We start from the raw sequence: 13,390 nt of genomic DNA, 5'->3' as shown, positions 1-13,390 counted from the left end.
CAAGCAGCTTAAATGACTAAAAAAACTACGCCGCCTCCAGCAGCCTGCGCGAAGCCGCCAGCGCCTGCCGCGCCCACTCCACATCGCCGACCTGCCCGGCCCGCACCTGGTGCGGCACTTCTACGCTGACGGGCACGTCGGCAGGCAGCGCGGCAAAGATGCCCGCGGGGTCGATGCCACCCTCGCCCGGCAACAAGCGCTCGCAACGGGCGGTGTGGATCATCTGCTCCACCGTGAAGTCTTTGCCCGCTGGCGCATCGCAAATCTGCGCGTAGTGCAACAGCGCGGGCGGCAAGGCGCGCAGGTCGTCCAGCGTGGTGCTGGAACGGGCCACGTGCAAGGCATCCACCAAGATGCCTGCATTGGCCGGGTGGCCTGCGGCCTGCACGGTGCGCAGGGCAGCCTGGGCATCGGGTACCGCGGTCCAAGGCATGAACTCCAGGTCGGCCGTCATGCCGTAGGGCTGCATCAGGGCGCACAGCCGGGCGTAGTTGTCGGCCAGGCGCACCGGGTCGGTATCGTCCCCGGCCACCAGCACCGCGCGGGCTTGCAGCGCGGCCCCGGCTTCGAGCAGCGGAAGGTAGGCCTGCAGGTCAAAGTCGGCACCGATGCGGATGATCTCGATGTCGAACACGCCCACGCCGGTATCGCGCTGCACCGCCAGGCTTTCGCGCAGAACGGCAGCATCGCCCAGCAGCGGCTGGTAGGGTGCGCCGGGCGCGTTGGGGCGCAGGCGCAGGCCCACGTGGCCGTAGCCCAGCTGGGCGGCGGCGGCCAGCGTCTGCGGCGGGGTCAGGTTGGCGGCGGTGAGATAGGCTAGGGAGTAGCTGCGCATGCCAGTTCCTTACTTCAAAGGCGATACCGCGGTGGGCATGGCGATGGTGGAAAACATGTTGGTCGTCAGGTGCGCAGGCCCGCCCTTGGGCGGCCAGATGCCTTGGGCCACCGCGTCGGCACGGGCTTTGCTGCGCGCGTCCAGCGTGGGGTAGGCCCAGATGTTGGTGAAGCGCAAAGGCCCGTCCAACGCCACCATGGCCACCACGCAGGGCGACAGGGCTTCGCGCGGTGGCACGTACTGTTCCCACAGGTCGATGGTGGCCTGCACGCCGCCCGGCTTAATGCCGTAGGTGCGGATCTCGTACACCGGGCCGGTAATGCCCGACTCGGCCGAGGGGCGCACCGGCTTCATCCACGGGAAGCCTTTGTAGCTGTGCACTTCCAGGCTCTGGAAGATGCTGCCGCAGCCAAACGCGTCGGCGCTTTGCTGCGTGCGGCCGCGCTCTTTTTGCAGCGTGGCCAGGTCGGCAAAGCCGCGCAGCACGACCATTTGGTTGAGCTGGCCGATGTCGGTAAACCAGCAGCCCAGCAGTTCGCCGCTGGCCTCGGGTGCGCTGGCAAAAGCCTGCACGTTGGTGGCGGCCTGGCCTGCGGTGCCGAACGGCAGGGTCATGGTGGCGAGTTCGTAGTACATGGTGATGAAATCCTTGGTTGCTATTAAATAAAGAGCTGCTTGTGCAGACGGAATATGCGCTAGAGTCCAATTTCTTATAAATCCATGCCTGCAGCGTGGTGGGCGGCTATGAAGCCAAAAGCCATGGCCGGGCCCAGCGTGATGCCGCCGCTGGGGTAGGTGCCGCCCATCAGGCTGTGCATGTCGTTGCCACCCGCGTACAGGCCGGGGATGGGCTGGTCTTGCGCGTCCAGCACTTGGGCACTGGCGTTGGCGCGCAGCCCGGCGAAAGTGCCCAGGCTGCCGGGGACCACCTTGACGGCGTAGAACGGGCCTTGGGTCAACGGGGCCATGCAGGGGTTGGGGTAGCCACTGGCGGCGTCGCCCTGCACCTGGTTGTACGGGGTGTCGCCTTTGGCGAAGTCGGCATCCACGCCGGTCAGGGCCTGCTGGTTGTAGCGTGCCACCGTGGCCTGCAAACTGGCTGCATCGATGCCGCAGACCTGGGCCAGATCGGCCAGTGTGGCCCCGCGTTGCAGGTAGCCGTTGCGCAGCATCGCGCCCATGGGCATGGGGGCCGGTTTGACCGCGCCCAGGCCGTAGTGGCGGATGAAGGCGTGGTCGCAGACCAGCCAGGCCTGGGCAGGTTCACCGGCGGGGGTGGCGGCCAGCAGGCTGCTGACAAAGTCGTAGTAGGAATCGGCCTCGTTGGTGAAGCGCTGGCCTGCGGCGGTGACCGCGATCAGCCCCGGCTTGGCGCGCTCGACCAGGTGCGGGAAGTGGGCCACCGAGCCATCGGCACGCGGCACCCGCGACACCGGGGCCAGCGCCGCCGCCTGCACCGCATCGCGCGCCACTTGGCCGCCCACCGTCTCGCCCAGGCGCAGGCCGTCGCCGGTATTGCCGCGCGAGGCGGCAGACCAATGTTCTTGCCCGGTGGGCGCGTGCGGCAGCAGCTCTTTTTTGCGCACCACGTCATGCGGAAAGCCGCCGCAGGCCAGCACTACGCCGCAGCGGGCGCGGATCTCCACACCATTCACCACCGCGCCGACCACCCGGCCCTGCTCGGTCAGCAAACGCTGCGCCGGGCTGTTGGTGCGGATCTCCACGCCCTGGGCAAAGGCCGATGCTGCCAACCCGGCCACCAGCGCATTGCCGTTGACCAGGCGCATGCCGCGCCGATAGCGCAGCAGGTCGGCAAAGTGGCGCAATACCAGCTTGGTGACATGCCACAGCGAGGCTGGCTTGCGCAGGGCATTGAAGAAATGCCGCAACTCGGCCCCCGAGGCAATGCCAATGCCCCACAGCGTGGTCTCGGGCAGCGGCGGTTTGAGCTGGGCGATGTGCGCACCCAGGCGGCGGCCATCAAACGGCGCGGCGCAAATCGAGCGCCCGCCCAGCGCCGCATGCGGGTTGCGGCCATGGAAGTCGGGCACGCCGTTGCCGTCGATGAACTGCAAAGCGGTCTGGCTGCGAAAGAACGCCACCATGCGCGGCCCGGCCTGCAGAAAAGCCTGCACCCGCGCCGCGTCAAACTGCGCGCCCAGCTCTTGCCGCAGGTAGGCCGTGGGTGTGGCGATGTCCTCAACGATGCCTGCCTCGGTGGCCAGCGGGTTGCGTGGCAGCCACATCCAGCCACCCGACCAGGCGGTGGTGCCACCAAACTGCGGCTCTTTTTCAACCACCAACACCTTCAGGCCCAGGTGGGCGGCGGTGACGGCAGCCGACAAGCCCCCGGCACCGGAGCCGATGACCAACAGGTCGGTGTGTTCGGTGGCGGCCATGGTCAAGCAGAATAGATTTTTTTCAAGCCCGCCGCCGCATTGGCACGCGGCTGGTTGAAGAACGGCGAGGCCCCGCTGGCGGCAGCCAACTGCGCTGCCAGCGACACCAGATCACCGCCCAGGGCCTGCATGCGCTCCAGCGTGAAGCGGGCCGACGGCCCGGCGATGCTGAGGGTGCCCAGCGCCTGGCCGGCCAGGCACACCGGGGCGGCCATGGCGTTGAGGCCGGGGGTGTAGGTTTCTTGCGTCAGGCTGTAGCCGCGCGCACGGGTGGATTGCACCAGCGCCATCACCTCTTGCAGGGTCTTGGGCGCGTTGGGGCCAAATTCCTCTACCGGGCCCACGCCCTGCTGGGCCACCAGGGCCAGGGCTTCGTCGTCGGCCAGGGTGGACAGCCAGGCCAGGCCGGAAGACGAGCAGGAAATGCGCGCATCGCTGCCCATGTCGGGGTCGTAGCGCAGGCCCTGGCGGGCCCCCTGGGCGCGGGCCACCCAGGTCAGGCGGTTGCCGTCCACCACGGCCAGGCGCACCAGCTCGCCCGAGATTTCGGCCAGCCGGTCTAGCAGCGGCTGGGCAATGTCGACGATGCCGGTGTTGCTCAAAAAGCTCAGGCCCATGGACACCAGCTTGGTGGTCAGCAGGTAGTCGCCGTGGTCGCGCGTCTGGCGCACATAGCCGCAGCGCACCAGGTCCACCAGCAGGCGGTGCACCGCGCTGCGGGGTATGTCGAGCCGGTCGGCAATGGCGGCCAGCTCCAGGCCGCCACCGTGCTGGGACAGCAGCTCCAGGATGGCAAGGGTCCGTTCTAAAACACCGTTCATGGCTTGCTCGTTTGTGTGTGGCGATGGCGCATCATAGCAAAATCAGAATTTAATTCAATACTTGAACACTATTCCACTTTTGACTATGATTCAACCATTCCAAACTGAACGGAGACTAAATCCATGACCGAACCCCTCAGCGGTGCCACCCGTATCCACTTCATCGTGGGCGACCCGATTGCCCAGGTGAAATCGCCCGCAGGCGTGACGCAAGCCTTGCAGGCCCAGGGTCACAACGCCTATGTAATGCCCGCCCACGTGGCCCCGGCGAAACTGGCGGCTTGGGTGGACGGGGTGTCGCTGGCGCAGAACGTGGACGGCATCATCGTCACCGTGCCGCACAAGTTCGCCTGCCATGACCTGTGCGCCACCACCTCGGACCGCGCCGCCTTTTTGCACACCGTCAACACCATGCGCCGCAACCCCGACGGCAGCTGGCACGGCGACATGTTCGACGGCCTGGGCTTTGTGTCCGCCATGCAAGACAACGGCTGCCAGCCCGAAGGCAAAAAGGCCTTGCTGGTGGGTGCGGGCGGCGCAGGCTCGGCGATTGCCCATGCGCTGGTGATGGCGGGGGTAAGTGAGCTGGCCATCTTCGATGCCGACAGCGCCCGCCGCACCACCCTGGTCGATAGACTGGCCAGCCTGGGCCGCTGCGCCGTGACCCACGGCAGCGCCGACCCCACGGGGTTTGACATCGTGCTCAACGCCACGCCGGTGGGCATGCAGGAAGCCGATCCGTATCCGCTGGATGCCGACAAGATCCACAGCAGCATGTTTGTCGGCTGCGTGATCACTGCGCCCGCCATCACGCCGCTGATCGCCGCCGCCCGCGCCAAGCGCTGCGCCACCATGACCGGGGCCCACATGTTTGGCCGGGTGCGCGATCTGATGGTGAACTTCCTGCTGGAGAAGTGAGATGCAGGTACTTTCCTCGTTAAGCGCACTGCCCGAGTCCAGCAGTTTTGATCTGGTCGTCGTCGGCGCGGGCGGTGCGGGCATGGCGGCCGCGCTGTTTGCGGCGCTGGAAGGCCAGCAGGTGCTGCTGGTGGAGCGCACTGGCCACGTGGGCGGCACGACCGCCTGGTCGGGCGGCACCACCTGGATTCCCGGCACCCGGCACTCGGCCAGCGTCAACCCCACCGATACCCTGGTCGATGCCAAGCGCTACCTGGACAACGCCGTGGGCACGCGCAGCCCGGCCGCCCTGCGCCAGACCTTTCTGGACTTTGGTGCGCAGGCGGTGGAGGTGCTGGAGAACCGCACCGAGGTGCACTACCGCGCCTACCCCAAGCACCCCGACTACATCTCCGACCTGGGCGGCTCCACCCTGAATGGCCGGGCGCTGGAGCCCCTGCCCTTTGATGGCCGCCTGCTGGGCGCGCTGTTCCCACTGGTGCGCCCGCCCATCCCCGAGTTCACCGTGCTCGGCGGCATGATGGTGGACCGTACCGACATCAACCACCTGTTGGGCTTGGGCAAGTCCTTCCGCTCGTTCAAGCACGCCTGCAAACTGCTAGCGCGCCATGCCACCGACCGCCTGCGCCACCCGCGTGGCACCCGGCTGGTGATGGGCAATGCGTTGGTGGGGCGGCTGCTGCATTCGCTGTCGCAACACGCGAATGTGACACTGGCCCTGCAGACCTCGGTGCAGCGCATCCAGCGCAATGCCAACGGCATCCAATCCCTCACGCTGGTGCAGGACGGTCAGCGCCGCACCGTGGCCGTGCGCAAGGGCCTGGTGTTGGCCAGCGGCGGCTTCAACCGCCACCCGCAGTTGCGCCAGGACCTGCTGCCCGGCATTTCCGCCGACTGGTGCCCGGCGGCACCCGGCCACACCGGCGAAGCCCATGGCCTGGCCCAGCACGCGGGTGCGCACTACGGCCCCGGCGGCCTGAGTCCGGCCTTTTGGGCACCGGTATCGAAACGCCAGCGCCCCGACGGCAACACCGCCGTGTTCCCGCATTTCATGATGGACCGCGCCAAGCCCGGCATTCTGGCAGTGAACCAGGCGGGCGACCGCTTCGTGAACGAAAGCACCTCTTACCACCTGTTCGCGCTGGCCCTGCAACAGCAGCCCCAGATGGCGGCCTACCTGGTGTGCGACGCCAACGCCCTGCGCAAATATGGCATCGGCATGGTGCGCCCCGGTGGCAAGGGACTGGAGCCCTTCCTGGCCGATGGCTACCTGGTGCAAGCAGACACGCTGGAGGCATTGGCGCACAAACTGGCCCTGCCTGCAGCCCACTTGCAGGCCAGCGTGGCCCAGATCAACGACTACGCCGAAACCGGTATCGACCCAGACTTCCAGCGCGGCAGCACCGCCTATTCGCAGAATATGGGCGACCCCTGCGCAGGCGGCAAAAACCCCAACCTCGGCCCGCTGCGCGAAGCCCCGTTTTACGCCGTGCGCCTTTATCCGGGCGACATCGGTGCGTCCACCGGTTTTGCCACCGACGGCGATGCCCGCGTGCTGGGCGAAGACAACACCCCCATCCCCGGCCTGTACGCGGTGGGCAACGACATGCACAGCATCATGGGCGGGGTCTATACCGCGCCCGACATCACGTTGGGGCCGGGGGTAGTGTTCGCTTATCTGGCCGCGCGCCACGCGGCAGCACGCACTTCCGCCTAGGGAAAACCCCTGCGGGGCCATGCAGGAAATGTCCTGTTCATGGCCCGAATCGTTGGTGAATTAAAGCCCCCCGCAAACCAAAATTCAGCTGCTTTTGACAGAGGGCGGCAGATACCGCTCGTTCTAAAACCGCGTGAGGAGACACATATGGAAAACCCAATTGCTATCAACTTAGGAGCTACTAGCGCAGGCAGCATATGCGCTATAGGCTCTTTTTCTTTAAATCCTACCCACCTGGCTTGACGCATGGCCACTACCTCCATGGTCGCCATCGTCACCGGTGCTGCCGACGGTATTGGCTGGGCCACCGCACAAAAGCTGGCAGCCGATGGCTACCGAATTGCACTGCTGGACCTGCGTGAACAAGCCGCCCAAACCCGCGCCGCCGAGCTAGGCCCCGAGCATCTAGGCCTGGGCTGCGACGTGACCCAGCCCGACAGCGTGGACGCGGCCATCGCCGCAGCCCGCACGCTGGGCCGCATTGCGGTGCTGGTCAACAACGCGGGCATCGCTGACCAGACCGGCCCCACAGTGGCACAAGATGTGGCGGCCTTTGACCGGGTGCTGGACGTACACCTGCGCGGCACCTTCTTGGTTAGCCAGGCGGTGGCCAAGACCATGCTGCAAGACACCGGCCACCGGGCCATCGTCAACCTGGGCTCCATCGCCAGCAGCACCGGCCTGCCCGCGCGCAATGCCTACAGCGCGGCCAAGGCCGGGGTGATCGGCATGACCCGCGCCATGGCCAGCGAGTGGGCCCGCGACGGCATCCGCGTCAACGCCGTGGCCCCGGGCTATGTGCGCACCGCACTGGTGGCCGAACTGGGCCGCCAGGGGGCCATCGACCTGCCAGGCATTGCCCAGCGCACGCCGCTGGGACGCATGGCCGAACCGCATGAGATTGCCGAGGCCATCGCCTTTCTGGCATCGCCCCAGGCCAGCTATATCACCGGCGCGGTGCTGCCGGTGGACGGCGGCTGGACGGCTTTTGGCGGCACCACTTCGGCGTTGGCGCCGCTGGCGGCCTGACCCACTTTTAAAACTGGAGGAGACAAAAAATGTTGGCTATCAACCTTTTCAACGGCCTGGTCTATGGCGCATTGCTGATCGTGATGTGCTCGGGGCTGGCGCTGATCTACGGGCTGCGCCGGGTGGTGAACTTCGCCCACGGATCGCTCTACATGCTGGGGGCCTACCTGGGCTATTCCATCGCCAGCCACAGCAACTTCTGGGTGGCGCTGGTGGCGGCCCCGGCGGTGATGGCGCTGCTGGGCGTGCTGCTGGACCGCTACGGCTTTCGCCTGCTGCAAGACCGCGACCCGCTCAGCGTGGTGCTGGTGACCTTTGGCCTGCTGCTGATCATCGAAGACTTTGTGCAAAGCGTGTGGGGCAAGAGCAACCTGTCGGTGGCCGCCCCCGAGGCGCTGAACACCTCGGTCGATCTGCTGGGCACGCCGGTGCCCGCCTACCGGCTGGCGGTGATTGCCGTGGGCGCGCTGGTGGCGCTGGGCCTGAGCCTATGGCTGCGCTATTCCAAGGTGGGCCTGTTTGTGCGGGCCGCCAGCACCGACCCCACCACCACCGCCATGCAGGGGGTGAACACCGACGTGCTCAGCGCCGGGGTGGTCGGCCTGGGCACCGCGCTGGCCGGGGTGGTGGCCGCGCCGTTTCTGTCGCTGTCGCCGTCCATGAGCAGCGACGTGATCATCGATTCCTTCGTGGTGGTCGTGGTCGGCGGCCTGGGCTCGCTGGTGGGGGCCTTTGTGGCCGCCATGGTGCTGGGCATGGTGCAGGCCCTGGGTGCCGTGTACCTGCCCGACCTGTCGGCGGTGCTGCCCTTCGTGATCATGGTCGCCGTGTTGGTCTGGAAGCCCGCGGGCTTTGCCGGCAGCAGAACCTGAAAGAGGAAATCAAGATGTCTATCCAACGTATCACTTTCTCCACCGCAGGCGCATTGGCGGTGGGGGCCATGGTGGCGGCCACCGTCACCTCGGGCACGGTCTTGTCGCTACTCACCCAGGCCATCATCTACGCGGTGTTTGCCAGCGGCGTGGGCCTGCTGTTGCGGCAAAACGGCATGGTCAGCTTTGGCCACGCGCTGTTCTTTGGCGCGGCGGGCTACGGCGTGGGTCTGTTGCTGCAGATGCAGGCCATGCCTGCTGAGGCGGCGATGCTCGTCACCCTGCTGGTGCTGACCGCCGTAGCCTTTGTGATGGGGCTGGTCATTGTGCGGGTGCCCGGCGTGGCCTTTGGCATGCTGACGCTGGCGGTGGGGCAGATGTTCTACCTCACGGCCTCGCGCTCCCGTGGCCTGACCGGCGGTGCCGACGGCATGAATATCGAGTGGCCCGCCACGCTGTTTGGCCTGCCGATGTCGCAGCTGCTGAAGTCCTCGCACATGTTTTTGCTGTGCTGGATGGTGCTGGTGCTGGTACTGCTGGCCCTGGCCCTTCTGCTGCGCAGCCGCTTTGGCAGCATCACCGAGGCGGTGCGCGACAACGAGGAGCGCGCCCGCTTCATCGGCATCCGCACCCTGGTGCCGCGGGCGGCCATCTATGCGCTGTCGGCCCTGGTGACCGGTGTGGCCGGTTTGCTGTCGGCGCTGAACACCGGCTTTGTGTCGCCAGAAAACCTGCACTGGAGCCTGTCGGGCGTGGCGCTGATGATGGTGGTGGTGGGCGGCTACAAGGCGCTGTGGGGTCCGGCGCTGGGTGCCGTTGTGTACTTCCTGGCCAAGGACATTCTGGGCGACTACGCCAACCACTGGATGGCCATCTTCGGCGTGGCACTGATCACCGTGATCGTGTTCTCGCCCACCGGCATTGCCGGGGCTCTGGGCAAATTGGTTCGCAAGGTCCGACCCAAACCATCCACCCCCGCCCTGCGCGCCGCGCCCGGGCACTGAGAGGAGCACCCATGAGCAACTATGTTTTAGAAGCCAACGACGTGGCCATCCACTATGGCGGCGTGAAGGCCGTGGACGGTGTCTCGCTGACGCTGGAGCGCGGGCAGATCCGCGGACTGATAGGCCCCAACGGCGCAGGCAAATCCACCGTGATCGATGCCATCACCGGCCGCACCCGGCTGACCCGCGGCACGGTGCACCTGGCGGGGCACGACGTGACGGCCCTGGGGGCCACCCAGCGCCGCATGCGCGGGCTGTCGCGCAGCTTTCAGCGCACCAGCATCTTTGGCCAGATGGCGGTGCGCCAGCAGGTGGAGCTGGCCTCGCACAAGATGGGCGTGGCCGACTCCCAAGCCGATGCCGACGCGGTATTGCAAGAGCTGGACCTGATGCCGCTGGCCGATGCTACCGCCGAAGACCTGGGCTACGGCCAGCAGCGCCGCCTGGACCTGGCGCTTGCCCTGGTGGGCCGCCCGCAAGTGCTGCTGCTGGACGAGCCGATGGCGGGGCTGTCGGTGCAGGAATCGCACGACCTGGCCAAGCACCTGAAGGCACTGACCTCGCGCTGGGACGTGGCGGTGCTGCTGGTCGAACACGATATGGACGTTGTCTTCGGCATCTCCGATGTGGTCACGGTTTTTGAACTCGGCCGGGTGATCGCCAGCGGCGCACCGGCCAGCGTGCGCGCCGATCCGCGTGTGCGCGAAGCCTATTTGGGGAGCACAGCATGAATGCCCTGTTGAAACTCGACGCGGTGAACGCGTTCTACGGTTCCGCCCACATCTTGCACGGCCTGAGCCTGGCGGTGCACCCCGGCGAGCGCGTGGCACTGATTGGCCGCAACGGCGTGGGCAAGACCACGGTGGTCAACACCGTGCTGGGCCTGGCCGCGCTGCGCGGTGGCAGTGTGCGCGTGGGCAGCAAGACCCTGCCCCGCCCACGCCCCTACATGGCGGCCCAGCAAGGCGTGGTGGTGGTGCCGCAGGGGCGGCGCATCGTGGCCAATTTGACGGTGGAAGAAAACCTGCAACTGGGTGCCGCCGTGGGCCGCAAGGGCCCCTGGACCGTGCCCGAGATCTACAAGCTCTTCCCCATCTTGCAAGAACGCGCCCACACCCCGGGTACCGCCTTGTCGGGCGGCCAGCAGCAGATGCTGGCGGTGGGCCGGGCGCTGATGGCCAACCCCGCGCTGATCCTGCTGGACGAGCCGACCGAGGGCCTGGCCCCGGTGATCGTGGACCAGTTGGCAGACATCTTCAACCGCGTGGCCGACCAGGGCACAGCCCTCTTGCTGATCGAGCAAAACATGAGCCTAGTGGTGCGCGTGGCCGCCCGCTACTGCGCCATGGCCAAGGGCGCGGTGGTTGCCGAAGGCCCGGTGGAAAACAGCAAGGCCTGTCTGCACGCACTCGAAGCCCATGTGATGGTCTAAAGCACGCAGCTTTTTTATCGGCAACCGGGCCGCTTCCGGCAATTTGATTCAGGAGATAAACCCATGCTCACCACAAAACACGTACTCACCGCCCTGGCCCTCACTGCCGCCCTCCCCCTTGCCGTGCTGGCCCAGGGCAAGGAGCCCGTCAAGATCGGCCTGGTGTCGTCCAAGTCGGGGGTGTTTGCCCAACAGGGCGAAGAAGTCATGCGCGCCGTGCAGTTCGCCATCGACGAAGCCAACGCCAAGGGCGGCGTGGATGGCCGCAAAGTGGAGGTGCAAACGGCAGACGACGAAGGCACGCCCGATGCGGGCCGCCGCGTGGCCGAAAAGCTGGCGCGCGACGGCTACAACCTGCTGATCGGGGCGATTCCATCGTCTATCTCCCTGGCCCTGGCGCAGAACCTGGACCGCTGGGACGCGGCCTACTTTGCCGTGGCCAGCAAGTCCGACAAACTCACCGGCGACACCTGCCGCCCCCGCAGCTTCCGCACCAACCATTCCGATGCCATGGACATGGCCATGATCGGCCAGTGGACCAAGAGCTTCAAGGAAAAATCGTTTGCCGTGCTGGCCGCCGATTACGTCTGGGGCCGCGACTCGGGCGAATCGTTCAAGAAGGCCGTCGAAGCCCAGGGCAAAACCGTGCCGCTGAGCCTGTTCGTGCCGCTGGGCACCAAAGACTTTTCGCCCTACATCGCCCAGCTCAAGGCCGCCAACGTAGAAGCCATCTGGGTGGCGGAAACCGGCCGCGACGCGATTGCATTTGCCAAGCAGGCGCAGGAGTTTGGCCTGATCCCGGCGAAGAAGCTGATCGGCCATTCGCTGATCCTGAACTTCATGATCGAAGGCTCGGGCGATGCGCTCAAAGACATCATTGGTACCATTCCCTACGCTGTGGATATCGACACGCCACGCAACAAGGCCTTTGTGGCGGCCTGGAAAACCAAGTTCAACCGCCTGCCATCGGACAACGAAGGCGGGGCCTACAACGGCACGCAGGTGATTTTTGAAGGCGTGAAGAAAGCCGGTAGCGTCAAGCCTGGCGATGTCAGCAAGGCCCTGCGCGGAGCCCAGCTCGACACGATTTACGGCAGCGTGACCATGCGTGCGCAAGACAACCAACTGGTGCTGCCCAACTTTGTGGGCCGTGCCAAGGTGGCCGATGGTGTGCTGCGCGCGGTGATTGAACAGCGTTTCGACCCGTCGCTGACCCCCGCACCCTCGCCCTTGTGCAAGATGTGATGACAAAGGCGACGTACTCCACTGCGGTGCACGCCCTGGTCACCGGTGCGACCGGGGGTATTGGCCGGGGCATCTGTTTCGCGCTGATCGCCCAGGCGCACAAAGATGGCCGGCCCATCCATATCAGTGCCGCCGCCTCCCAACCCGGCGAACGGCTGGACGCGCTGGTGCACGAACTGCGCGTCGCCAATGCCAACGCCCACGGTGTAACGGGCGACATCACCGACGCTGCGCAATGCGCGGACCTGGTGGCACAGGCCCAGGCCCACGGCGGCGACCTGACGGCCCTGGTCTGCAATGCCGGTGCGTCCGGCCCAGGCCGCCTGGCCGATCTGCCAGTGGCACAGTGGGACCGCACCTTCAACCTGAACACCCGTTCGGCCTGGCTACTGGCCCAGGCGGCCTACCCGGCCCTGGCGCGCACGCGTGGCAGCATCACGGCCATCGCGTCGATGTCGGGCCTGACACCGCACCCCGGCTATGGCGCGTATTCGGCCGCCAAAGCCGCGCTGGTGATGCTGTGCCGCCAGCTGGCACAGGAATGGGCGGTGGACGGAATCCGCGTCAACACGGTGTGCCCCGGCATGGTCCGCACGCCACTGACCGAAGCCGTCTACCAAGACGCAACCACACTGCAACAACGCCAGGCTCTTGTGCCCCTGGGCCGCATCGGCCAGGCCGAAGACGTGGGCGCGGCGGTGGCGTACCTCAGCAGTGCGGACGCGTCGTACGTCACCGGCCAGAATCTGCTGGTGGACGGCGGTATTTCAGACCACATGCTAGGCATGATTCCGGGGCGGCCCGGCAAGCCGCCGGTAGGCCATACAGACGGTGTGTAAGCCCCTTCATCCGCAATCTATGGGCGAGGACTTGCATGGTGACGGTCGCCGGCCCATTTTTAAAAGTGGTGTGTTTGAATTGCGCGCTTGTAGGTCTTACCAATACTAGGTAAAGTGTTTCAGGCACTTTACAAAACGGGTTTAAGGCAACGCTGAATAAGTCCCGACCTGGCGCGTGACTTGCATTGGTATTGTCATCCCTCACAAGGCGACAAAGATGAAGCAACACACCCTGGCCCTGGCCGCCGACCAAGAAGCGGGATTCGCCCAGCACCGCAA

13 protein-coding genes are annotated in these 13,390 nt (G+C 66.3%); 9 read left to right on the top strand and 4 right to left on the bottom strand.

Going from position 1 to position 13,390, the window contains the following annotated elements; all coding sequences use genetic code 11:
• Nucleotides 1–25 precede the first annotated feature (25 nt).
• The 4 genes from Q0T48_RS03140 to Q0T48_RS03125 form a co-directional block, all read right to left on the bottom strand.
• A complete protein-coding gene (locus Q0T48_RS03140; protein WP_295952257.1) occupies nt 26–835 on the bottom strand; it encodes a sugar phosphate isomerase/epimerase in 810 nt (269 codons plus the stop codon).
• Nucleotides 836–844: 9 nt separating this feature from the next.
• Complete coding sequence (locus Q0T48_RS03135; protein WP_295952254.1) at nt 845–1,471, bottom strand: NIPSNAP family protein; 627 nt, start codon at nt 1,469–1,471, stop codon at nt 845–847.
• A 74-nt stretch (nt 1,472–1,545) separates the two neighbouring features.
• A complete protein-coding gene (locus Q0T48_RS03130; RefSeq protein ID WP_295952253.1) occupies nt 1,546–3,234 on the bottom strand; it encodes an FAD-dependent oxidoreductase in 1,689 nt (562 codons plus the stop codon).
• Nucleotides 3,235–3,236: 2 nt separating this feature from the next.
• Nucleotides 3,237–4,055: an IclR family transcriptional regulator gene (locus Q0T48_RS03125; RefSeq protein ID WP_295952252.1), complete on the bottom strand. Its 819-nt coding sequence runs from the start codon at nt 4,053–4,055 to the stop codon at nt 3,237–3,239.
• A gap of 123 nt (nt 4,056–4,178) precedes the next feature.
• Here Q0T48_RS03125 and Q0T48_RS03120 point away from each other — a divergent pair, with 123 nt between their 5' ends.
• From Q0T48_RS03120 to Q0T48_RS03080, 9 genes are all read left to right on the top strand, one after another.
• On the top strand, nt 4,179–4,973 hold the full coding sequence (locus Q0T48_RS03120) for a ThiF family adenylyltransferase (protein WP_295952251.1): 795 nt from the start codon (nt 4,179–4,181) through the stop codon (nt 4,971–4,973).
• Nucleotide 4,974: 1 nt separating this feature from the next.
• Nucleotides 4,975–6,690, top strand: a complete 1,716-nt coding sequence (locus Q0T48_RS03115; RefSeq protein WP_295952249.1) for an FAD-dependent oxidoreductase — start codon at nt 4,975–4,977, stop codon at nt 6,688–6,690.
• 246 nt (nt 6,691–6,936) lie between these two features.
• A complete protein-coding gene (locus Q0T48_RS03110; protein ID WP_295952246.1) occupies nt 6,937–7,719 on the top strand; it encodes an SDR family oxidoreductase in 783 nt (260 codons plus the stop codon).
• A 29-nt stretch (nt 7,720–7,748) separates the two neighbouring features.
• Nucleotides 7,749–8,591, top strand: a complete 843-nt coding sequence (locus Q0T48_RS03105; protein WP_295952242.1) for a branched-chain amino acid ABC transporter permease — start codon at nt 7,749–7,751, stop codon at nt 8,589–8,591.
• Nucleotides 8,592–8,605: 14 nt separating this feature from the next.
• Complete coding sequence (locus Q0T48_RS03100; RefSeq protein WP_295952240.1) at nt 8,606–9,595, top strand: branched-chain amino acid ABC transporter permease; 990 nt, start codon at nt 8,606–8,608, stop codon at nt 9,593–9,595.
• 11 nt (nt 9,596–9,606) lie between these two features.
• The gene (locus Q0T48_RS03095; RefSeq protein WP_295952239.1) at nt 9,607–10,326 is read left to right on the top strand and encodes an ABC transporter ATP-binding protein; all 720 of its coding nucleotides are present in this window, start codon (nt 9,607–9,609) and stop codon (nt 10,324–10,326) included.
• On the top strand, nt 10,323–11,027 hold the full coding sequence (locus Q0T48_RS03090; RefSeq protein ID WP_295952236.1) for an ABC transporter ATP-binding protein: 705 nt from the start codon (nt 10,323–10,325) through the stop codon (nt 11,025–11,027). The genes Q0T48_RS03095 and Q0T48_RS03090 overlap by 4 nt, the downstream gene beginning before the upstream one ends.
• Before the next feature lie 63 nt (nt 11,028–11,090).
• Nucleotides 11,091–12,272, top strand: coding sequence for an ABC transporter substrate-binding protein (locus Q0T48_RS03085; protein WP_295952232.1), 1,182 nt, complete (start codon nt 11,091–11,093; stop codon nt 12,270–12,272).
• Nucleotides 12,272–13,111, top strand: coding sequence for an SDR family NAD(P)-dependent oxidoreductase (locus tag Q0T48_RS03080; protein ID WP_295952229.1), 840 nt, complete (start codon nt 12,272–12,274; stop codon nt 13,109–13,111). The genes Q0T48_RS03085 and Q0T48_RS03080 overlap by 1 nt, the downstream gene beginning before the upstream one ends.
• Nucleotides 13,112–13,390: the final 279 nt, after the last annotated feature.

This window comes from Rhodoferax sp., from assembly GCF_025354435.1.
In the GTDB taxonomy this organism is placed as follows: Bacteria; Pseudomonadota; Gammaproteobacteria; order Burkholderiales; family Burkholderiaceae_C; genus Rhodoferax_B.
This window is presented reverse-complemented; position numbering and strand designations above follow the sequence as displayed.

Excerpts from the sequence above, each read along its gene's own strand:
- Q0T48_RS03140 (WP_295952257.1), bottom strand. The coding sequence starts at position 835 with ATGCGCAGCTACTCCCTAGCCTATCTCACCGCCGCCAACCTGACCCCG.
- Q0T48_RS03135 (WP_295952254.1), bottom strand. The coding sequence starts at position 1,471 with ATGTACTACGAACTCGCCACCATGACCCTGCCGTTCGGCACCGCAGGC.
- Q0T48_RS03130 (WP_295952253.1), bottom strand. The coding sequence starts at position 3,234 with ATGGCCGCCACCGAACACACCGACCTGTTGGTCATCGGCTCCGGTGCC.
- Q0T48_RS03125 (WP_295952252.1), bottom strand. The coding sequence starts at position 4,055 with ATGAACGGTGTTTTAGAACGGACCCTTGCCATCCTGGAGCTGCTGTCC.
- Q0T48_RS03120 (WP_295952251.1), top strand. The coding sequence starts at position 4,179 with ATGACCGAACCCCTCAGCGGTGCCACCCGTATCCACTTCATCGTGGGC.
- Q0T48_RS03115 (WP_295952249.1), top strand. The coding sequence starts at position 4,975 with ATGCAGGTACTTTCCTCGTTAAGCGCACTGCCCGAGTCCAGCAGTTTT.
- Q0T48_RS03110 (WP_295952246.1), top strand. The coding sequence starts at position 6,937 with ATGGCCACTACCTCCATGGTCGCCATCGTCACCGGTGCTGCCGACGGT.
- Q0T48_RS03105 (WP_295952242.1), top strand. The coding sequence starts at position 7,749 with ATGTTGGCTATCAACCTTTTCAACGGCCTGGTCTATGGCGCATTGCTG.
- Q0T48_RS03100 (WP_295952240.1), top strand. The coding sequence starts at position 8,606 with ATGTCTATCCAACGTATCACTTTCTCCACCGCAGGCGCATTGGCGGTG.
- Q0T48_RS03095 (WP_295952239.1), top strand. The coding sequence starts at position 9,607 with ATGAGCAACTATGTTTTAGAAGCCAACGACGTGGCCATCCACTATGGC.
- Q0T48_RS03090 (WP_295952236.1), top strand. The coding sequence starts at position 10,323 with ATGAATGCCCTGTTGAAACTCGACGCGGTGAACGCGTTCTACGGTTCC.
- Q0T48_RS03085 (WP_295952232.1), top strand. The coding sequence starts at position 11,091 with ATGCTCACCACAAAACACGTACTCACCGCCCTGGCCCTCACTGCCGCC.
- Q0T48_RS03080 (WP_295952229.1), top strand. The coding sequence starts at position 12,272 with ATGACAAAGGCGACGTACTCCACTGCGGTGCACGCCCTGGTCACCGGT.